The 20774-nt window shown below is 74.3% G+C and carries 17 protein-coding genes, 1 pseudogene and 2 riboswitches; of the genes and pseudogenes, 13 read left to right on the top strand and 5 right to left on the bottom strand.

Annotated elements, in window-relative coordinates; all coding sequences use genetic code 11:
* Positions 1-6: 6 nt before the first annotated feature.
* Positions 7-705 (bottom strand): response regulator transcription factor, encoded by a 699-nt coding sequence (locus tag C569_RS0116335; protein ID WP_018786848.1) that lies wholly within the window; start codon positions 703-705, stop codon positions 7-9.
* Positions 706-806: 101 nt separating this feature from the next.
* Between C569_RS0116335 and C569_RS30435 the strand changes: the two are divergent.
* The 3 genes and pseudogenes from C569_RS30435 to C569_RS0116320 all read left to right on the top strand — a co-directional run bounded on the left by C569_RS30435 (position 807) and on the right by C569_RS0116320 (position 2905).
* A pseudogene (locus C569_RS30435) lies at positions 807-1402 on the top strand (DM13 domain-containing protein).
* Between the two features lie 35 nt (positions 1403-1437).
* Positions 1438-1635, top strand: a riboswitch (cobalamin riboswitch).
* A gap of 130 nt (positions 1636-1765) precedes the next feature.
* Positions 1766-2278, top strand: a complete 513-nt coding sequence (locus tag C569_RS0116325; RefSeq protein ID WP_018786845.1) for an acyl-CoA thioesterase — start codon at positions 1766-1768, stop codon at positions 2276-2278.
* A 3-nt stretch (positions 2279-2281) separates the two neighbouring features.
* Positions 2282-2905, top strand: a complete 624-nt coding sequence (locus C569_RS0116320; RefSeq protein WP_018786844.1) for a LysE family translocator — start codon at positions 2282-2284, stop codon at positions 2903-2905.
* A gap of 34 nt (positions 2906-2939) precedes the next feature.
* On the opposite strand, the gene C569_RS0116315 is transcribed toward C569_RS0116320, so the two are convergent.
* Positions 2940-3785, bottom strand: a complete 846-nt coding sequence (locus C569_RS0116315; RefSeq protein WP_026268233.1) for a PrsW family intramembrane metalloprotease — start codon at positions 3783-3785, stop codon at positions 2940-2942.
* A 121-nt stretch (positions 3786-3906) separates the two neighbouring features.
* Positions 3907-4122, top strand: a riboswitch (cobalamin riboswitch).
* A gap of 115 nt (positions 4123-4237) precedes the next feature.
* On the opposite strand from C569_RS0116315, the gene C569_RS0116310 reads away from it, so the two are divergent.
* Both C569_RS0116310 and C569_RS0116305 read left to right on the top strand, forming a co-directional pair.
* Positions 4238-6634, top strand: a complete 2397-nt coding sequence (locus tag C569_RS0116310; protein ID WP_018786842.1) for a ribonucleoside-diphosphate reductase subunit alpha — start codon at positions 4238-4240, stop codon at positions 6632-6634.
* Positions 6625-7653, top strand: a complete 1029-nt coding sequence (locus tag C569_RS0116305) for a ribonucleotide-diphosphate reductase subunit beta (protein ID WP_026268232.1) — start codon at positions 6625-6627, stop codon at positions 7651-7653. The genes C569_RS0116310 and C569_RS0116305 overlap by 10 nt, the downstream gene beginning before the upstream one ends.
* Positions 7654-7674: 21 nt before the next feature.
* Here C569_RS0116305 and C569_RS0116300 read toward each other — a convergent pair whose 3' ends face one another.
* The 3 genes from C569_RS0116300 to C569_RS0116290 are packed head-to-tail and all read right to left on the bottom strand — an operon-like array spanning position 7675 to position 11559.
* Complete coding sequence (locus C569_RS0116300) at positions 7675-8910, bottom strand: MFS transporter (protein WP_018786840.1); 1236 nt, start codon at positions 8908-8910, stop codon at positions 7675-7677.
* Between the two features lie 38 nt (positions 8911-8948).
* Positions 8949-10388 carry a condensation domain-containing protein gene (locus C569_RS0116295; RefSeq protein ID WP_026268231.1) on the bottom strand — a complete coding sequence of 480 codons (1440 nt, stop codon included), beginning with the start codon at positions 10386-10388 and terminating at the stop codon, positions 8949-8951.
* A gap of 13 nt (positions 10389-10401) precedes the next feature.
* Positions 10402-11559 (bottom strand): glycosyltransferase family 2 protein, encoded by a 1158-nt coding sequence (locus tag C569_RS0116290; protein WP_026268230.1) that lies wholly within the window; start codon positions 11557-11559, stop codon positions 10402-10404.
* A 105-nt stretch (positions 11560-11664) separates the two neighbouring features.
* Here C569_RS0116290 and C569_RS0116285 point away from each other — a divergent pair, with 105 nt between their 5' ends.
* From C569_RS0116285 to C569_RS0116250, 8 genes are all read left to right on the top strand, one after another.
* A complete protein-coding gene (locus C569_RS0116285; RefSeq protein ID WP_231394812.1) occupies positions 11665-12939 on the top strand; it encodes a DegT/DnrJ/EryC1/StrS family aminotransferase in 1275 nt (424 codons plus the stop codon).
* Between the two features lie 39 nt (positions 12940-12978).
* On the top strand, positions 12979-14199 hold the full coding sequence (locus tag C569_RS0116280) for an inositol-3-phosphate synthase (protein ID WP_018786837.1): 1221 nt from the start codon (positions 12979-12981) through the stop codon (positions 14197-14199).
* Between the two features lie 75 nt (positions 14200-14274).
* On the top strand, positions 14275-15516 hold the full coding sequence (locus C569_RS0116275; protein WP_018786836.1) for an acyl carrier protein: 1242 nt from the start codon (positions 14275-14277) through the stop codon (positions 15514-15516).
* Entirely contained in the window at positions 15513-17012 is a 1500-nt protein-coding gene (locus tag C569_RS0116270; protein ID WP_018786835.1) for a class I adenylate-forming enzyme family protein, read from the top strand. Before C569_RS0116275 ends, C569_RS0116270 begins: the two co-directional genes overlap by 4 nt.
* Complete coding sequence (locus C569_RS0116265) at positions 17005-18252, top strand: alanine racemase (protein WP_018786834.1); 1248 nt, start codon at positions 17005-17007, stop codon at positions 18250-18252. Before C569_RS0116270 ends, C569_RS0116265 begins: the two co-directional genes overlap by 8 nt.
* A 4-nt stretch (positions 18253-18256) precedes the next feature.
* A complete protein-coding gene (locus C569_RS0116260; RefSeq protein WP_018786833.1) occupies positions 18257-18511 on the top strand; it encodes a phosphopantetheine-binding protein in 255 nt (84 codons plus the stop codon).
* A complete protein-coding gene (locus C569_RS0116255; RefSeq protein ID WP_018786832.1) occupies positions 18508-19668 on the top strand; it encodes an acyl-CoA dehydrogenase family protein in 1161 nt (386 codons plus the stop codon). The genes C569_RS0116260 and C569_RS0116255 overlap by 4 nt, the downstream gene beginning before the upstream one ends.
* A complete protein-coding gene (locus C569_RS0116250; protein WP_081635960.1) occupies positions 19661-20755 on the top strand; it encodes an acyl-CoA dehydrogenase family protein in 1095 nt (364 codons plus the stop codon). Before C569_RS0116255 ends, C569_RS0116250 begins: the two co-directional genes overlap by 8 nt.
* Positions 20756-20774: the final 19 nt, after the last annotated feature.

Genomic DNA, 20774 nt, shown 5'->3' with positions numbered 1-20774 from the left:
GTTCGTTCACCGGGACGCCTCCGACGGCTCGTACCGGTAGCCGACGCCCCACACGGTGACGATGCGGCGCGGCTGCGCCGGGTGGTCCTCGATCTTCTCCCGCAGACGCCGGACGTGGACGGTGACGGTGGACTGGTCGCCGAAGCGCCAGCCCCACACGCGGTCCAGCAGCTCGGCCCGCGACCAGGCGCGTCCCGGGTTCGCCAGCAGGAACGCGAGCAGATCGAACTCCCGCACGGTCAACGACAGCGGACGCCCGCCGCGCTCGGCGACGCGCCGGCCGGTGTCCGCGGTGAGGTCGCCGTCGCACAGCACCCCGGCCGGTCCCCGGTCCTGCGGGGCCGCGCGCCGCAGCACCGACCGGATACGCAGCACCAGCTCGCGCGGGGAGAACGGCTTGGTCACGTAGTCGTCCGCGCCGACCTCCAGCCCGGCGACCCGGTCGGCCTCGTCCCCGAGCGCGGTGAGCATGACCACGGGCAGGCCGGGCAGGCGGCGACGCAGCCGGCGGCACACCTCGATGCCGTCGAGACCCGGCATCATCAGGTCGAGGACCACCAGGTCGGGTGGCTCCTCCTCGGCCGCGGCGAGCGCCTCGGGCCCGTCGAAGGACAGCCGGACCCGGCAGCCGTCCTGTTCCAGGTACCGCCGGACGACGTCGCTCACCGTCCGGTCGTCGTCGACGACGAGCACGTAGCGCCCCATGGGTCAGACGCTACCCACCGGCGTCCCGGTGCGGCGGCCCGCGGTCGACCCGTAAGCGGTCGGAAAGATCTTTCCGCCGGGTACGCGCCTACTGTCGGAGCATGGGCAGAAGACGTGTGGTGTTGTCGGGGCTCGCCGCCGTGGTCGTCACCGGTCTCGCGGTGGGTCTGTACCTGTTCCAGCCGTGGCGGCTGGTGACCGACCGTGAGGTACGCGAGACGCTGCCGTCGGTGGCGGAGCCGCAGCCGGCCGGTACGACCGGCCCGTCGCCTACGACCGGCCCGTCGCCCTCCGGTACGACCGGCCCGTCGGCGACCGGCGGGGCGCCCGCCGACGTGCTCCTCGCCGCCGGTGACTTCGTCACCCACGAGCACGACACGTCCGGCCGGGCGCAGCTGGTCCGCCTCGCCGCCAGCTGCTCCTGCGGGGACTGGACACCTCGGACGGCCCCGACCTGCGGGTGTGGCTCACCGACCGGGAGGTGCTGCCCGGGCGTGCCGGCTGGCAGGTGTTCGACGACGGTCGCTGGGTCGAACTGGGCCGGCTCAAGGGCAACATCGGCGACCAGGCGTACGACATCCCGGCGTCGGTGGACCTGGACGGGTTGCGCAGCGTGTCGATCTGGTGCAAGCGGTTCGCGGTGTCGTTCGGCGCGGCGCCGCTGGCCGCGACGGGAACGGGACCGGCTCCGGCCTGACGGCAGTGCCCGCCCGGTGCTGGGCTACGCTGCGGGGAGCGCTGGTTCACCCGGGCGGCGACGGCCGGGTGTCGTAAGAGGGAACCCGGTGGGAATCCGGGACTGCCCCGCAGCGGTGAGCGGGAACGACAGCCGTCAACAGCACTGGGCCACGGCCTGGGAAGCGACGGCCGGTAGGCGACCTCGTGTCCGGCCCGCGAGTCCGAAGACCTGCCCGCGTCGCGCGTACCACCGGTGCGCGCCGCCGTCGACCTCGCGGGTGGGTCGGGCGGGTGACACGCCGTGCGCAGGGCCGTCGGCGTGCCCTCGACGTGCACACCCAAGCCGGTCGGCGGTCCGCTTCTGCGAGGACGGAACCGCACAGTGCCCGACGCCATCACGCTCACCGGCCGACCACCGTCGGCCTCGCACCTGACTTTGTCGCAGATCATGGACCAGCACCACACCAACCTGATGGGCACGGTCCACGGCGGGCGCATCCTCAACCTGATCGACTCGGTCGCCGGGGTGGTCGCCGCCCGCCACTCCGACGGCCCGGCCGTCACCGCCGCCATCGACGAGACCGCGTTCCTGCGGGCGGTACGCGTCGGGGACGTGGTGCACGTGGACGCCCGGATCACCTGGGCCGGCCGCAGCTCGATGGAGGTGGCGGTCAAGGTCAGCGCGGACCGGTGGGACCGCGCGGTGCCGCCGGTGGACGTGGCCACCGCGCATCTGGTGATGGTGGCGGTGGACGACGAGGGGCAGCCCCGGCCGGTGCCGCCGCTGCGCACCGAGACCGAGGGCGACCGGCGGCGCTACCGGGAGGCGCAGATCCGGCGCGAGCACCGGCTGGCGCTGCGCCGGGCGCTGCTCGACGGCGCCGGGGAGGGCTGAGCGGTGCTCGGGCTCTCCGCGGCCACGCTCGCCGGTTACCTGGCCGCCATCGTGGTGCTCATGCTCACACCGGGACCGGACATGATGTTCGTGCTCGCGAACGCCACCCGGTACGGCCCGCGGGCGGGCGCGGTGGCCGCGCTCGGGGTCGCCGCCGGGGAGGCGGTGCACGTCGCCGCCGTGGTCGCCGGGCTCGCCACCGTCATCGCCGCGTCCCCGGTGCTGTTCACCGCGATCCGGTGGGCCGGTGCGGCGTACCTGATCGTGCTGGGGCTGCGGGCGCTGCGCGGCACGGGCCGGCCCGGCGCGCGTGCGGACCGGCCGGACGGCGGCGCCGGGCGGGCGTTCCGCCGCGGGCTGCTGACGAACCTGCTCAACCCGAAGATGATCCTGTTCAGTGTGGCGTTCCTGCCGCAGTTCGTGCGGCCCGAGTCGGGCCCGGTGGCGGCGCAGCTGGTGCTGCTCGGCGTGCTGTTCGTCGCGGTGCAGCTCGCCGTGGACCTGGTGCTCGGCGTGGGCGCGGGGCGGTTCGCCAGCCGGTGGGGCGACAGCCGCTGGTCGCGGCGCGTGGACCGGCTCTGCGCGGTCGCCTTCGTGGCGCTCGGCGTCCGGCTGGCCGCCGGCTGAGACGCACCGACTCCATCACGCCGAGGTGGCGGCATCAGAGGTGCTCCGACCCCGCCACCTCGGCGAACTGGCGATGATCATGATGGGTGTCCCGGTTCGGCTCCGCCGGCGCCCGGAACACGGCCGGCCGCTCGCGGTCCAGGTGCAGGCGCAGCAGCACCCAGCCCAGCGACACGCCGCCGATGAACACGTACGCGGGCCGGGTGCCGAACGTGTCCCAGCAGGTGTGCAGCGTGACGGTGGCGGCGAAGGTGAGCAGGAACGCCGCCAGCTTCCGGCCACCGGGCGCGGCGGCGAACGTGAACAGCGCGGCGGCGGTCAGCCCGGTCCAGGCCAGGTGCGCGGCGGGCGCGGTGAGACCGCGTACCAGCAGTGTCTGCTCCACCGCGCCGAGACTGCCCTGCGACCCGACGAACGCGGCGAACGCGTAGCCCACGGTCTCCAGCGCGGCGAACCCGGTGCCGGAGGCCACGCCGATCACCAGCCCCTGCGCCGGGGACCGGTGCCGCCGCCACAGCAGCAGGACGCCGGCCGGCACGATCAGCTTGGCGGTCTCCTCGGCCAGCCCGACGAGCGCCATCGGCAGGACGCCGAGGCGGTGCAGTGTGCCGTACTCCAGCCAGCCGGCGGCGACCACGCCGATCACGCCGCCGAGCAGCGCGGCGACGCCGACGACGGAGCCGGGGACCGGGCGGCGCGCCGGCCGCCCCTGGGCGAAGGTCAGGAACGTGGCGGGTGCGACGGACGCGCCGAGCAGGATCAGCGCCGGCACGAACGTGACGGTCCCGGTGCCGGCGAGTGTCTCCAGCACCAGCAGGTGGAGCCCGACGCCGACGAGCAGGACCGCCACCCACGCCCAGCGGCGTCCGGTATTCCCCATACCGCCGAGTATCGCGCCCGGCGGCGAGCCGCGGCATCGGGGGTAGGCACAGTGGACGGTGAGATCAATCCGACACGCCGACACGACATCTGGTGTTGCAAGGAAGCCCTCACCGCCATATATGGTGGCTCTCGCAGCTGGTTCGGCCGGGCCTTCACTGGTCCGTCCGAGGCAAGAGGGAACCCGGTGGAAGTCCGGGACTGCCCCGCAGCGGTGAGTGGGAACGACAGCCGTCAACAGCACTGGGCCACGGCCTGGGAAGCGACGGCCAGTAGGCGGCCGGCGACCCCGGTCGGGCCCGCGAGTCCGAAGACCTGCCAGCGCGCCGTGCGCCTCCGCGTACGGCGGTCGGAGGTCGCGCGGGACGACCGACGCCAGCAGCCGGGACGGCCGTTGCGCCGCGCCCGTTGGCGTCTCCCGCCGTCTCCGGACGGTGACAGCGAGGAGAGGTCATGACGGTCGTACAGGAGAGTCCCCCGTCCGGAACCGGCGGGTCCGAGGTCCGCCGGCCGGCGATGCGGGTACGCAAGCGCGACGGCGGCGCCGAGCCGGTGGACGTCAACAAGATCGTCCGGGCGGTGGAGCGCTGGGTCGCCGACCTGGACGAGGTGGACCCGCTGCGGGTGGCCACCAAGACGATAAGCGGGCTCTACGACGGGGCGACCACCGCCGAGCTGGACCGGTTGTCGATCCAGACCGCGGCGGAGCTGATCGGCGAGGAGCCGCAGTACTCGAAGCTGGCGGCGCGGCTGCTGGCCGCGTACGTGGACAAGGAGGTCCGCGGTCAGGGCGTGGCGAGCTTCAGCCAGTCGATCGCGTACGCGCACGGGCTGGGGCTGATCGGCGACGAGACGGCGGCGTTCGTGGCCCGGCACGCCCGCAAGCTCGACGACGCCGTGGACCCGGACGGCGACCTGCGGTTCGAGTACTTCGGACTGCGCACGGTGGCGGACCGCTACCTGCTGCGGCACCCGGAGTCCCGGCTGGTGGTGGAGACGCCGCAGTACTGGCTGCTGCGGGTGGCCTGCGGGCTGTCCCGCACCCCCGGCGAGGCGGTCGGCTTCTACCGGCTGATGTCCACCCTCGCCTACCTGCCCAGCTCCCCCACGCTGTTCAACTCCGGCACCCGGCACACCCAGATGTCGTCGTGCTTCCTGGTCGACTCGCCGCGCGACGAGCTGGACTCGATCTACGAGCGGTACCACCAGGTGGCGAAGCTGTCGAAGTTCTCCGGCGGCATCGGCATCTCCTGGTCGCGGGTGCGCGGCCGGGGCGCGCTGATCCGGGGCACGAACGGCCGGTCCAACGGGATCGTGCCGTTCCTCAAGACGCTCGACGCCGGGGTGGCCGCGGTCAACCAGGGCGGCCGGCGCAAGGGCGCGGCCTGCGTCTACCTGGAGCCGTGGCACCCGGACGTGGAGGAGTTCCTGGAGCTGCGGGACAACACCGGCGAGGAGTCCCGGCGTACGCACAACCTCAACCTGGCCAACTGGATCCCGGACGAGTTCATGCGCCGGGTCGAGGCCGACGGCGAGTGGTCGCTGGTTGACCCGTCGGACGCCCCGGAGCTGCCCGACCTGTACGGCGAGGCGTTCGACGCCGCGTACCGGGCCGCCGAGAAGAAGGCGGTCCGCACGGTGCAGGCCCGGGACCTGTACGGGCGGATGATGCGCACGCTCGCGCAGACCGGCAACGGCTGGATGACGTTCAAGGACACGTCGAACCGGCTGTCCAACCAGACCGGTGAGCCGGGCAACGTCATCCACCTGTCCAACCTGTGCACCGAGATCCTGGAGGTCAACGACGACGCCGAGACCGCCGTGTGCAACCTCGGGTCGGTCAACCTCGGCGCCCACGTCACCGCCGACGGGGTGGACTGGGAGCGGCTGCGCGCGACGGTCCGCACGGCGGTGGTCTTCCTCGATCGGGTGATCGACATCAACTACTACCCGGCCGAGCAGGCGGCGGCGTCGAACCCGCGCTGGCGGCCGGTCGGGCTCGGCCTGATGGGACTGCAGGACGCGTTCTTCACGCTGCGCCTGCCGTTCGACTCGGCGCAGGCCAAGGAGCTGTCCACGCGCGTGCAGGAGGAGATCCTGCTGACCGCGCTGGAGACCTCCGCCGGACTGGCCGAGCAGTTCGGCCCGCATCCGGCGTACCCGCAGACCCGGGCCGCCAAGGGTGACCTGCACCCGGACCTGTGGGGCGCGGAGCCGGCGCAGACGCAGCGGTGGGCGGCGCTGCGCGAGCGGATCGCCGCGGGCGGGCTGCGCAACTCGCTGCTGGTGGCGATCGCGCCGACCGCCACGATCGCGTCCATCGCCGGCTGCTACGAGTGCGTGGAACCGCAGGTGTCCAACCTGTTCAAACGCGAGACCATGTCCGGGGAGTTCCTCCAGGTCAACACGTACCTGGTGCGGGAGCTGAAGGCGCGCGGGCTGTGGACGCCGCAGGTCCGCGACCGGATCAAGCGGGCCGAGGGCTCGGTGCAGGACATCACCGAACTCCCCGCCGAGGTGCGCGAGCTGTTCCGCACCGCCTGGGAGCTGCCGCAACGGGCGCTGATCGACCTGGCCGCCGCCCGCGCCCCGTTCATCGACCAGTCCCAGTCGCTGAACCTGTTCCTGAGCGCGCCGACCATCGGCAAGCTCTCCTCGATGTACCTGTACGCCTGGAAGGCCGGGCTGAAGACCACCTACTACCTGCGATCCCGTCCCGCCACCCGCATCCAGCAGGCCACCGTCGCCCCGGTGCCCACCCCGGTCTCCGGCGTGGTCTCCGCCGTCAGCGACGACGAGGCGCTGGCCTGTTCCCTGGAGAACCCCGAGAGCTGCGAGGCATGCCAGTGACCACCACCGCACCGACCCGGCACATGCTGCTCGACCCCGGCATGGACCTGACCCTGCGGCCGATGCGCTACCCGCGCTTCTTCGACCGCTTCAAGGACGCGATCAAGAACACCTGGACGGTCGAGGAGGTGGACCTGCACTCCGACCTGGCCGATCTGGCGAAGCTGTCCCCGGCCGAACGGCACCTGGTGTCCCGGCTGGTGGCGTTCTTCGCCACCGGCGACACCATCGTGGCCAACAACCTCGTGCTCAACCTCTACCAGCACGTCAACTCGCCCGAGGGCCGGCTCTACCTGTCCCGGCAGCTGTTCGAGGAGGCGGTGCACGTCCAGTTCTACCTGAACCTGCTGGACACGTACGTGCCGGACGAGAAGGAACGGTTCGCCGCGTTCGCCGCGGTGGAGAACATCCCGTCGATCGCCCGCAAGGCCGAGTTCTGCTTCCGGTGGATCGACTCCGTCTTCGACCTGCGGGAACTGCGGACCCGCGCGGATCGGCGGGCGTTCCTGCTCAACCTGATCTGCTTCGCCGCGTGCATCGAGGGTCTGTTCTTCTACGGGGCGTTCGCCTACGTCTACTTCCTGCGGTCCCGGGGCCTGCTCAACGGGCTGGCCTCCGGCACCAACTGGGTGTTCCGGGACGAGTCGATGCACATGGCATTCGCCTTCGACGTGGTGGAGACCGTACGCGCCGAGGAGCCGGACCTGTTCGACGACGAGATGCAGCGGCAGGTGAAGGAGATGCTGGCCGAGGCGGTGGAGTGCGAGGTGAGCTTCGCCGAGGACCTGCTGGGGCAGGGCGTACCCGGGATGTCGCTGGCCGACATGCGCGAATACCTCCAGCACGTGGCCGACCGGCGCCTCGCCGTGCTCGGCATCGCCCCGATGTACGGCAGCGGCAACCCGTTCGCGTTCATGGAGTTGCAGGACGTGCAGGAGCTGTCCAACTTCTTCGAGCGCCGGGTGTCGGCGTACCAGGTCGGGGTGACCGGCTCGGTCACGTTCGACGACGACTTCTGACCGCCGCCCCCGCCCCGGCCCTCACGGCCGGGGCGGGACCGGGCTCTCGCCGGGCAGCGCCGTCGCGCGGACCCGCCCGATCAACGCCACCACGGCGAGCGCCATCACGGCCACCACCACGAACGCGCTCCGCAGGTCCAGCGCGCCGGCGAGCAGGCCGATCACGGGCGCCGCCAGCAACGCGCCCGGCCACTGGCCCATGGCCACCACCGAGACGCCCTCGCCCGAGGTGAGGCCCGGCTGCTCTCCGGCGAAGCCGAGCACCGTCGGGGTCACGCACGCCAGGCCGAAGCCGAGCAGTCCGAAGCCGGCCATCACCGCCGCCGGATGGGGGTACGCCACCGGCAGCGCCACGCCGACGGTGGCCACGAGCGCGGACAGCCGGACGAAGCGGATCCGCCCGAACCGGCCGGCCAGCCGGTCGCCGAACAGCCGGGCGACGGTGGCGGCCAGCGACAGGCAGGTGTACGTCGCAGCGGCCAGCACCGCTGCGGCGCCTGCCACCTCGGTCGCGTACAGGGCGCTCCACTGGGCGCCGGCCATCTCGATGAACGAGGCGAGGAAGGCGATCACCGCGAGCAGCAGCAGCTGCGGGGTGAACCTGTCGCGCAGCCGTCGCCGGTCCTCGCCGTCCTTCGTCTCCTGCCGGGGCGTGTCGGGCAGCCAGCGGTGGGTGCCGACCAGCAGCGCGCCCAGCAGGACGCTGGTGACCGCCATCTGCGCCGACGGGGACATCCCGATCGCGGCGGCGCCGGTGCCGCAGAGGCCGCCGGCCAGCATGCCGATGCTGAACCCGGCGTGGAAGGTGGACAGGATGGGCCGCCCGTACCGCTTCTGCACCTCGACCGACTGGGCGTTCATCGGTGTGGCCAGCAGGTTCGCCGCGAAGCCCCAGACCGCGAGCCCGCCGACCAGCGCCACCACGGTGGTGGACGCGGCCAGCAGTGGGGCGTTGACCAGGATCAGCGCGGCCCCGGCCAGCGCCAGCCGGCGCGTGTTGATCCGGCTGATCAGCACCGCCACCACGACCAGGGAGATCAGCTCCCCGGCATTGGTGGCGATGTTCGCCAGGCCCCAGCCGGTGTTGCCGACGCCCACCGCGTCCCGCACCTCCGGCACGCGGGCCGACCACCCGCCGATGGCCAGGCCCATGATGACGAAGAGCAGCGCCACCGACCAGCGGGCCCGGACGGCCGAGCGGGGCACCGGCGGCGCGGGCTGCTCCGTCGTGTGCTGGTTCGTCGAGGTGTCCGTCATGGTCGTCGTACCTCTCTCCGATCGCTCCGCCGGAACTCCTACCCGATCGCGTGGTCGAGGAAGCACGCACCGTCAGGGAGGCGTACCCGCGCCGGGGTGGTCGCGGGGTCGGTGACCAGCGCCGACACCACCGCCACGTAGTCGTCGATCAGGCCGCTCACCAGGTCGTCGCCGAAGACGCCCCGGTTGCGGATCACCACGCCGCCGGCCCGGTCGTCGTCCACCACGACGATCGGCGAACCGCGCTTGACCCAGACGGGCAGGCACTCGGGCGGCACGTCCGCGGCGACCACCGGCGGCGGTGTGCCGGGCACGGGCCGGGCGGTGACGTCGACCGGCTCCACGAGTAGCTCCGGGCAGTGCAGCACCGGCGACGCGGACGCGGCGGACTGGAACCAGGCGTCGAACAGGTGGTTGTCCGGCCAGGGGCGGATCGCCGCGAAGTCGGGGTGGACCGCCCGGGCCAGCCGGTGGAACGCGGTGGCGTGCGCGACCGCCTCGGCCAGCGACGCGTGCGCGGCGTCGACCACGGCGCTCATCGGCGTGTCCGGCGCGACGTCGACCGGCAGGTAGACGTTGTTTGTGAACTGCCCGACGAGCTGCCGGGACAGCGGGCTCTCCCGGCCCAGCGTGGTGGTGCCCAGCACCACCCGGGGCCGGCCGGCCCGCCGGGACAGCAGCACCAGGTACGCGGCGAGCAGCAGCACGTACGGGCTGGTGCGGGACCGGCGGGCGGCCGGGCGCAGCCGCGCGGTGACCTCGGGCGGGAACGCGAAGCGGGTGGCCACCTCAGCGCTGAGCGCGACGTCCGGCGCCGGCGGCGACGCCGGGAACAGCTGGTACGGCTCCACCGGCCGCAGCCGGTCCCGCCAGTACGCGCCCCGGACGGCGGCGCCGACGCCGTTCCCGGCCTGCTCCGCCTCCTGGAGCGCGGCGAGGGCGCAGTGGTCCACACCCAGTGGTGGCTGCGGATCGGCCGCGCCGAGCCGGGCCGCGTACGCGTGGCACAGGTCCTCCACCACCACGCGGCACGACCAGCCGTCGGAGACCATGTGGAAGAAGCAGAGCGCGAGCAGGTGCTCGGTCTCGGAGAGCCGGACCAGCGCGGCCCGCCACAGTGGCGCCCGGCCGGGGTCGAACGCGTCGTTGCGGTGCGCGTACGCGATCCGCTCGACGCGGTCCTGCTGCTCGGCCGGCGGCAGGCCGGACAGGTCGACGTACTCCAGCGGCGACTCCACGTACGGCAGGATCTGCACCCGGGGCTCCACGCCGATGCGATCGAACCGCATCCGCAGCGCGTCGTGCCGGTCCACCACGTCCTGCATCGCCTGCCGCAGCACGTCGGTCCGCAGGGTGCCCCGTAACCGGCGGAACTCCACCACCACGAGCCGGGAGGCCCCGGGGTGAGCCGGGTCGAGCGCGGTCATGAACTCCCACATCATCTGCTGGCCGGGGGCCAGCGGGAACGTCGTCGGCACTGCCACTCCCCCTTCAGGCCGCCACCGGCGGCGCGGCCACCGGCAGGGGGGGTCGGCGGTCCGCACCGTCCGGTCGGTGGTCCGGCCGGTCCGGCTGGTAGTCCGCCTCGTCCGGCGCGCGGAAGCCGGTGAAGAGCAGGTCGGGGCGGCCGAGCCGCAGCGACGTGACGAACGCGGCCCCGTCGAAGAGCGTCTCGATGGCCGCGCAGGCCACCGACTCGGCCACCGCGCGCGGTCCCCGGTCGCCGCCGAGCCGTCCGGGTGTCTTCGCGGCGACCACTGCGGCCGCGACGGCCGGCACCGCGAGCAGGCTGCGCCCTCCGCTGCGCCGGGCGGTCAGCAGCCCGGCCAGCGCGGTCACCGCGAGCGTGCTGGCGGTGTTGAGCACGAACCGGCGGCGGTGCGGGTGGGCGAGGCAGAGCCACTGCTCGGACCGCCCGTACGTGGTGAACCGGTAGGCGACCGCGCGGAACGTGTCGGCGACGCCGGTGTCGTGGGTGATCACCCCGCCCGGGTCGGTGAGCAGCGCGTAGCCCGCGTCGGTGAGCAGCAGCCCGAGGTGCAGGTCCTCCCCGCCCAGCGGCATCGGGGAGTCCTCCGGGAAGCCGCCGACCGACTCGAAGACGGAGCGTTTCACCGCCATGTTCGCCCCGGCGCCCCAGGACACGCGCTCGTAGTGCAGCGGCCGGGTCAGGTCGCCGAGCAGCAGGTACGAGCGGCGCATCACGCGGAAGAACGCGCTGTCGCCGGGCTCGACGATCACCGGGCCGGTGACGCCGGCGACCTCCTCCCCGGAGGCGCGCAGCCGGGCCGCGTACCGGGTGATCAGGTCGGCCGGCACCCGGCAGTCGGAGTCGGTGAACAGCAGCAGGTCGTGGCGGGCGTGCCGGACGCCCAGGTTCCGTTTGGCCCCGACGTGCCGGGGCCCGCGCACGTAGCGGGCGCCGTACTCGGCGCACGCGGCGCGGTGCGCGGCGGCCGCGGCGGGCGCCGAGTCGTCGACGACCACCACCTCCACCGGCTCCGGGCAGTTCGGGGCGGCGTCGCGCAGGCTGCGGAGCTGGCGGCGCATCTCCGCCACCCGGTCCTTGACCGGGATGACGACGGAGACGCCGCGCGTGACGGCGCGGGGTTCGGTCGGTTCGCCCACGGGCGATGCGGATCGGCTCATGCCCCGAGGTTCGACCACCGGGATACAACGCCGATACACGGCGCCGGCCGGGCCGGCAATCGCGTGTGTACCGCCGATGTATCGATGGCCGTCAAGGTCGAGGGCATGACGACCTCCATCCCTCTCGACCGGCGGCTCGCCGTGGACGGTGGCCGGCCGGTCCGCCCACCCGACCGTCCGTGGCCACGCTGGCCGGTCCCCGCGCCGGACGCCGCCGGCAACCTCGCCGCGGTGCTGACCGGCGGCCGGTGGGCGATCAGCAGCCCGTCCGTCGGCGACACCGTCCTGTTCGAGCGCCGCTTCGCCGCCGACTTCGCCCGCTACGTCGGCACCCGCCACTGCGTGCCGGTCGACCACGGGTCGAGCGCCCTGGTGGTGGCCCTGGAGTCACTCGGCCTCGGCTACGGCGAGACGGTGCTCGTACCGGCGCTGACCTGGACCGCCTCCGCGACCGCCGCACTGCGCGCCGGCCTGGTCCCGGTGCTCGTCGACGTCGACCGCGACACCGGCTGTGTGCGGCCGGACGACCTCGACCTGTCGGTGGACCCGCGTGCCGTGGTCGCCGTGCACTGGGCCTCCAACATGGCCGACGTGCCGGCGCTCGACGCGGTCACCCGGCCGCGCGGCATCTCCGTCGTGGAGGACTGCGCGCAGGCCCACGGCGCCACCTGGCAGGGCCGTCAGGCCGGCTCGCTCGGCCGGCTCGGCTGCTTCAGCTTCCAGCACGGCAAGGTGCTCACCTGCGGCGAGGGCGGGGCCGTGGTCACCGACGACGACACGCTCGCACCGGTGCTCCAGGAGCTGCGGGCCGACTCGCGCCGCTACCGCGGCGACCGGACTCCGGCGGGCGAACTGGACCTGGAGGAAAGCGCCGGTGTGCAGGGCGCCAACTTCTGCCTGGGTGAGTTCTCCGCCGCCGTGGCCTGCGCGCAACTGGCCACCCTGGACGAGCAGCACGACGTCCGCAACCACAACTACCGGCTGCTCGGCGAGCTGCTGGACGGCGTCGACGGCGTACGGCTGCTGCGCCCGGCGGCGGAGCAGACCCGCGTCTCGATCTACGAGGGCACGATCGTCTTCGACGAGTTGCCGGCCGGCATGGACAACACCGCCGTGGCCGCCGCGCTCACCGCCGAGCTGGGCCGGCGGTTCTACTGCACCGACGAGCCGCTGCACCGCAGCCGGCTGCTCCAGCCGTGGACGAAGCCGCTGCTCGCGCCGCTGGCCGAACGCTTCGCGGCGATCCACCGGGGGCGCACGTACCCGAACACCGAATGGCTCGCCGCCCACACCGTCCAGACGCACCACAGCACGTTCCTCGGCACCGGACCGGACATGGAGGACATCGCCGCCGCCGTCGCCAAGGTGCTCGCCCGCTGATCCGCGCCGTCCCCGGCGCACCAGAGAAGGGAACTTCCCGTGACCGTCACCCATCGCGAGACCTCGCACGCCCCGACCTCGTCCCCCGACACGGACGCGCCCGTCGGCGTGTGGCTCAACGGCGCCCGCGGTTCGGTCGCCACCACCGCGATCACCGGTCTGCTGGCGCTGCGCGCCGGCATGGCCGACTCGACCGGCTGCGTCACCGACACCCGCATGCTGCGCGACGCGCCGCTGGCGAGCTGGACCGACCTGGTGGTCGGCGGGCACGACATCGTCGACACGCCGCTGGAGAAGAAGGCCGAGTCGCTCGTCGACTCCGGGGTCATCCCGGCGCCGGTGCTGGCCGCCGTGCGGGGCAGCCTGCCCGAGGTCGAGCAGAACCTGCGCACCGGTTACGACGCGCGTACCGAGACCGGACCGCTGGCCGAGGTGGTCGAGCGGCTGGCCGGCGACATCGAGGAGTTCCGTGCCCGCCACGGGCTGTCCCGCGTCGTCGTCATCAACGTGTCCTCCACCGAGCCGCCGGCCGACCACCGGCCCGAGCACGACGACCTGGACGCGCTGACCCGCGCCCTGGCCGACCCGGACGACAAGGCGCTGCCGGCCAGCTCGGTGGTCGCGTACGCGGCGTTCCGGGCCGGTTGCGGCTTCGTCGACTTCACCCCGTCCACCGGCGCCCGCCTGCCCGCGCTGGAGATGCTGGCGCAGCGGGAACGCGTGCCGTTCGCCGGCTCCGACGGCAAGACCGGGGAGACGCTGCTGCGCACCGCCCTGGCGCCGATGTTCACCAGCCGCGCCCTGCACGTGCTCTCCTGGGCCGGGGTGAACCTGCTCGGCGGCGGCGACGGCGCCACGCTGGAGGATCCGCGCAACGCCCGCAGCAAGCTCAGCTCCAAGTCGGGTGTGCTGCCCGCGCTGCTCGGTGAGGACGTCACCGCCCCGCTGCACATCGACAACGTGCCGGACCTGGGCGACCACAAGACCGCGTGGGACCACGTCTCGTTCGAGGGGTTCCTCGGCGTCCGGATGTCCATGCAGCTGACCTGGAGCGGGGTCGACTCGACACTGGCCGCGCCGCTGGTGCTCGACCTCGCCCGGCTGACCGCCGCGGCGCACCGCGCCGGGCACGTCGGCCCGATCGAGGAGCTGGGGTTCTTCTTCAAGGACCCGATCGGCACCGACGAGCACGCGCTGGCCGAGCAGGCACAGGCGCTCGCCGCCTGGGCCAACGGCCTGGACGGCCACGGCGACAGCTGACCTTCGTACCGGCCGCCGGCGCGGCACCGTCCGCGCCGGCGGCCCCGCCCACGTACCCGCATCGAGGAGTCCCCCATGTCCCACCACGTCCCGAACGCGCCGGACCGGCCGAGCACGGATCCGGTGTGGACGCCGATCCTGACCGGTCTGCACGCCACCGCGCTGGACTGTCTCCAGACGAGCTTCGCCCTGCTGGCCGACCACGCGAACGGGTCCGGCAGTCACCTCGCCCTCGGCGCCCGGTACGGGTTCCGCACCCGGGACAGGGACGGTCTGGTCACCGTCGAGGCGACCTCGGACGACCGGGCCGCCGAGGCGGTCGACCTGCTCGGCCTGCGGGTCGAGGGCCGGTGGATGCAGCTCGACGGCCCGCAGGTGCGCCGGCTGTGCGCGCCGGGCCAGCCGCTCTACGTCACCGCCGACGCGTACGACCTGCCGTGGTGCCCGTACCACGAGCACGAACACATGCGGCACAGCTTCCTGGTCACGGCCGCCGCGCCGGGCGAGGTCACGGTGGTCGACGCGTACCACAACGACACCGCCTGGGGCCCCGCGCGTCCCGGCGTGTGGCGGCTGCCGGCCGCCGCGTTCGACGCCGCGCTGGCCGGGGGCGCCCACACGCTGGCGGCGACGGCGCACCCCGCCCCGGCGATCGACGTGCCAGCCATGCTCGCCGGCAACGCCACCCGCGCCGGCCGGGCCCGCCCGGAGATCGCCACCTACCTGGCCCGCACCGGTGCCGCCCTGGACACCGTGGCCGGGCTGCACCGCTTCGTGCTCGACGTCTGGCTGCTGGCCCGCGCACGCGACCTGCACGAACGCTGGCTGTCCACGGTCCGGCCGGAGGCCGCCGCCGCACTGGCCGGGCAGGACGCGCGCTGGCAGCAGCTCGCCACGCGCAGCTACGTGGCGCTGCGGCGGGCCCAGGCCGGCCGGCCGGCCGCGCCGGAACTGGCGGACGCGCTCGGCACACTGATCGACGACCACCTGGCCGCGCTGGAATCGATCGCCGGACCGGCCGCCCCGCCCGGCGGCGACGGCACGCCCGCGCCGGGCCGGGCCGGCGACGACGGGGTACGCGCGGCGGTGCTCGGCGCGCTCGGCGACACCCTGGACCTGGACTCCTCGGCCCTGCGCACCACCGACGTGCTCCGGGAACTGCCCGGCTTCGACTCGTTCCGGCTGGTCGACGTCATCGACCGGGTCGAACGCCGGCTCGGCGTCGAGGTTCCGGCCACCGCGCTGTCCGCGGCCGACCTGCGCGACGTCGGCTCCCTGTGCGCCATGTTCGGCGCCGCCACCGGAGGTGCCCGATGAGTACCGAACTGCTGCACGACCTGCTGGACCGCGCCGCCGAGGCGCGCCCCGACGCGCCCGCCGCCGGGGACGGGACCGTCGAGTTCACGTACCGTCAGGTGTGGGCCGACAGCCTGCGGCTGGCCGGCTGGCTGCGCGGGCAGGGCGTCCGGCGCGGCGACCGGGTGCTGGTGGCACTGCCAGCCGGTGCGACCCTGCCCGCGCTGCTGTACGCGGTCGCCCGTGCCGGCGGAGTCTTCGTCGTCCTGCGGACGCCGGCCCCCGAGGTCGCCCTCGCCCACGTGCTCGACGACGCCGAACCGGGCCTGGTCCTCACCGACGACCCGGTGCTGGCCGGCCTGTCCCGCGCCCGTGGCGTCCCGGTGCGCGGCGTGGCCGAGGTGCGCCGCGCCGCGTCCGCCGTGACGATCGGCGGCGCGTCCACCGGCCCGGCCCCGCTCGCGGTCGACCCGGTCTGCCTGATCTACACCTCGGGCAGCACCGGCATGCCGAAGGCCGTGGTCTCCACGCACGCCCAGGTCACGTTCGCGGTGCGGGCGATCCAGTCGGAGCTGTGCTACCGGCCCGACGACGTGGTGCACGTCCTGCTGCCGCCCTCGTTCGACTACGGCCTCTACCAGGTGTTCCTCAGCACCGTCGCCGGCGCCCGGCTGCGCCTGGGCGACCCGGGGGACACCGGCGGCCGCCTGCTGGCGACACTTGTCGAGTCCGGCGCCACAGTGCTGCCCTGCGTGCCGTCGCTCGCGATCAACCTGCTGCGGCTGCTCGGCCGGGCGGGCGCGTCGCGTCCGCCGCTGCGCCTGCTCACCAACACCGGCGCCGCCATGCCGCCGGAGGTGCTGGCCGGCCTGCGCCGGCTGCTGCCCGGCCTGACCGTCCAGCTCATGTTCGGCCTCACCGAGTGCAAACGCGCGGCGATCATGCCGCCGGACGCCGACCTGCGCCGGCCCGGTGCCTGCGGGCGGGCGCTGCCCGGCACCGAGATCTTCACTGTCGACGCCGAGGGGCGGCGTCAGCCACCGGGCGTCCGTGGCGAGCTGGTGGTACGCGGCCCGCACGTGATGGCCGGGTACTGGCGGCGACCCGAGCTGACCGCGCAGCGGTTCCGGCGCGCGAACGGCCTGTTCCCGCAGCTGCACACCGGCGACCACGGCCACGTGGACACCGACGGCTACGTCCACTTCGCCGGCCGGCGCGACGACGTCTACAAGGAGAAGGGCACCCGGGTCAGCGCCACCGAGGTGGAGGCCGCCGCGTACCGGGTCGACGGGGTGGACGCGGCCGGGGTGCTGCCGCCGGCCGACGGCCGCGACGGCGCGACGCTGTTCGTGGTGGCCGCGCTGCCCCCCGCCGACGTGCTGCGCCGGCTGCGGGAACAGCTGGAGGAGATGAAGGTGCCGGCGCGCTGCGTCGTGCTGCCCGACCTGCCGCTGACCGGCAACGGCAAGGTGGACCGGCGGGCGCTGGCCCGGCTGGCGGGTGAGCACAATGGCTGACCTGCCCTTCGACACGCCGGCGTACCGCTACGACCTGGCCCGGGTACGCACCAGCCACGCCACCCTGGTCGCCGCGCTGCCCGCACCGAGCCGCCTGTTCTACTCGCTCAAGGCCAACCCGCACCCGGCGCTGGTGGCGGCGCTGCACGCCGCCGGCTGCGACGCGGAGATCTGCTCCCCGGGTGAGCTGGCCGCCGCGCTGCGGGCCGGTGTGCCGGGCGAGCGCATGCTCTACACCGGACCCGGCAAGCGCGACGCCGAGGTCGCCGAGGCGGTCCGCGCCGGTGTCCGCTGGTTCTCCGTCGACTCGCCCGAGGGCCTGGACCAGGCCGACCGGATCGCCACCGCGCACGGCGTCGAGCTGCGGTGCCTGCTGCGCGTCAACGACCGGGTGCCCAACCCGGGCCAGGGGCTCACCATGACCGGCGTCGCGTCCCAGTTCGGCGCCGACGCCGACTGGATCGAGCGGGAACCGCAGCGGTTCCGCTCCCGCCCGTCGGCCCCGGTACGGGGATTCCACCTGTACACCGGCAGCAACGTCGACTCGGTGGACGCGCTGGTGGCACAGTTCACCGCCGCGGCGCGTACCGCCCGGCGGCTGCGGGACCTGCTCGGCGTCGACCTGACCCTGCTCGACCTGGGCGGCGGCTTCGGCGCGCCGTTCGCCCGGCCCGGACACAACGCGGACCTGACCGGCCTCGCCGACCGGGTCGCCGCGGCCCTGGACGGCCTCTTCCCCGGCTGGCGCGACGGCACGCCGACGGTCGCCTTCGAGTCGGGGCGGTTCCTCACCGCCACCGCCGGCACGCTGCTCACCCGGGTGCTGGACGTCAAGCGGTCGCAGGGCACGCCGGTGGTGGTGCTGGAATCCGGCATCAACCACCTCGGCGGGATGTCCGGCCTGCGCCGGCTGCCGCCGCTCGTACCGGCCCTGCACGCCGCCGACGGGCGCGACGGCGCGCCGCTGGAGGCCGCGATCGTCGCCGGGCCGCTGTGCACCCCGCTGGACACCTGGGCCCGCGCCGCGACCCTGCCCGACGTACGGCCGGGCGACGTGCTCGCCGTGCCGAACGTCGGGGCGTACGGGCTCTCGGCGAGCCTGCTGGCCTTCCTCGGCCACCCGGCGCCGGTCGAGGTCGTCTGCGACGGCGACCGCGTCGTCGAGACGTCCCGGCTGACCCTGACCCGGCACCCGGTCGACCCGCCGGGCACCACTGCCGAAACCCGAGAAGAAAGGTGACGTCATGAACGCCGAATTCACCGAGTTGCTCCGCCCGTTCCTCAAGTTCGCCGGCCCGGCCGAGATCACCGAGGAGTCCCGCCTGCGCGACCTCGGGCTGGACTCCATGCGCGAGATCGAGTTGCTGTTCGCCATCGAGGACACGTTCGGCGTCGCCGTGCCGGACGACAAGCTGGTCGACTCGACATTCGCCACCGCCGGCGGGCTGTGGGGCGTGGTCGAGGAGCTGCGCGCCCCGGTCGGCGGTGGTTCCCGGTGACCGCGGCCGCCGGGTACGCCCCGGCCGTCGAGACCGTCGCCGAGGTGGCGGCGGAGCACGCCCGCCAGGCCGACGAGGACGCGGCCTTCCCGACCGAGGCGCTGGCCGCCATGCGCCGTACCGGCCTGCTGGGGCTGCTCGTCCCGGCCACCGAGGGCGGCACCGGCGGTACGCTGCCGGACCTGGTCGACGCCACGCTGGCGCTGGGCCGGGTGGACATGTCGGTGGCGATGGTCTTCGCCATGCACTGCCAGCAGGTCGCCGCGATCACCGCGTACGGCGGGGAGAAGCTGCGCGCCGAGGTGTTGCCGGCGGTGGCCCGGGGCGAGCGGTATCTCGGCTCGGTCACCACCGAGGCCGGCAAGGGCGGCCACCTGCTGACCGCCGAGTCGGCGCTGGAGCACGACGGCGAGATGCTGCGCGTCGACCGGCAGGCGCCGATCGTGACCGGCGGCCCGTACGCGGACGCCTTCCTGATCACCACCCGCGCCCCGGGGGCCGGTTCGGCCGCCCAGGTGGACCTGGTCTACGCCGACCGGGAGCAGGTGGAGATCGAGGTGACCGGCGGGTGGCGCCCGCTGGGCATGCGGGCCACGCACAGCGTGCCGATGCGGCTGCGCGGCGCGGTGCCGCAGTGGCAGGTGGTCGGCGAGCACGGCGGGTTCCGGGAGATCGCCACCCGCGTGTTCGCGCCGCTGGCGCACGTCGGCTGGTCGGCGGCCTGGATCGGGGCGGCGGCCGGCGCGTACGCCCGGGTGCTGCGGCACGCCCGCAGCGAGGCGGGACGGCGGCAGTTCGCCCCCTCGTCCGAGCTGGTGCTGTTGCGGCTGGCCGGCATCCGCACCCGGCTGGACGCGGCGCACGCGCTGCTGCGGCACACCGTCTCGGTGGTCACCGACGCACCGGACATGTCGGCGGCGCCGGTGCAACTGCTGCTCAACACGCTGAAGATCCGCGCGGCCGAGGAGTCCTTCGCCGCCGCCGACGAGCTGGTCGAGCTGACCGGCCTGCGCCACGGATACCTGACCGACTCGCCGCTGACGCTGGAGCGCACGTTCCGGGATCTGCGCTCGGCCTCGCTGAACTACGCCAACGACCGGCTGCGCCTGGCCAACGGGGCGCTGTCGCTGCGCGACCCGGGGGTGCGTCTTGTCTGAGTCCACGCCGACCGGGGACCACGCGGTGGGCGCCGCGCTGTCCGGGGTGGACGCCACCGACCCCGGCGCCGTGTGGCGCGCGCTGGGCGCCGCCGGGATCGTCGAGGCGCTCTACCCGGACGGCGTCCAGCCGGACCCCCGGCGGTTGTCGGTGCTGCTCACCGAACTGGACGCCCGATGCCCGCTGGGCGTGACGCTGTCGGTCTGCGTCCAGGTCGCCACCGTGCTGCCGCTGCTGGCCGGCGCGGCCGGGCCGGCGGAGCGCGTGCGGCGCCTGATGCTGCGCGGCGAGACGGTGGTGGCGCTTGCCGTCACCGACGCCGCCGGGTCAGGCTCGGACCTGCTCGACGCCGCGACCCGGGTGAAGCCGGGCGACGACGGGGCGGTCCTTGACGGCGGCAAGGACTGGATCACCAACGCGACGAGCTGTGACGCGGCGCTGGTGCTGGCCCGACACCGCGAGGCGCGGCACTTCACCAGCTTCTGCTGGGTGCTGGTGCCGGCCGCCGCTCCGGGCGTGACAGTCGAGTCCGCCGGCCGGGCGTTCACCGGCTCCGGAGTGGGCCACCTGCGCTTCGACGGTGTGGCGCTGGGCCCGGACGCCGTGCTGGGCCGCCCCGGCCGGGCGCTGGCCGGGTTCGCCCGGCAGGTGGGCGTCGAACGGGTCGCCGGTGCGCTGTGGGCCCGGGCGATGTGTCACCGGATGCTGGCCGGCCTGCACGACTGGCTGCGGCGGCGACCGGCCGGGGCGGGCACGCTGTGGGACCGCCCTTCGGTCCGCGAGCGGTACGCCCGGTGCCTGGTCGCCACGCACCAGCTCGACGCGCTGTGCGCGCCGCTGCTGGACGCGCCGGCCGCCGTCCCGTCCGCGGTCGCCGGGATGCTGCTCAAGGTCAGCGCCGCCGAGACCGTGGACCGGGTCGCCGCAGAGGCGGTGCGCCTGCGCGGCGCGGACGCGTTCCGTGACGGCGGGGAGGCGCAGCTGCGCACCGAGGCGGCCATGTTCGGCATCGCCGGAGGCGCCACCGGCGCGATGCTCGCCGGCATCGCCGACCACGCCGACGAACTGGTGGGCGCGCGGCCCTGAGCGCGGAGGCGCGCCGGAA

It is taken from the genome of Micromonospora sp. CNB394 (assembly GCF_000374985.1).
Taxonomy (GTDB): Bacteria; Actinomycetota; Actinomycetes; order Mycobacteriales; family Micromonosporaceae; genus Micromonospora; species Micromonospora marina.
This window is presented reverse-complemented; position numbering and strand designations above follow the sequence as displayed.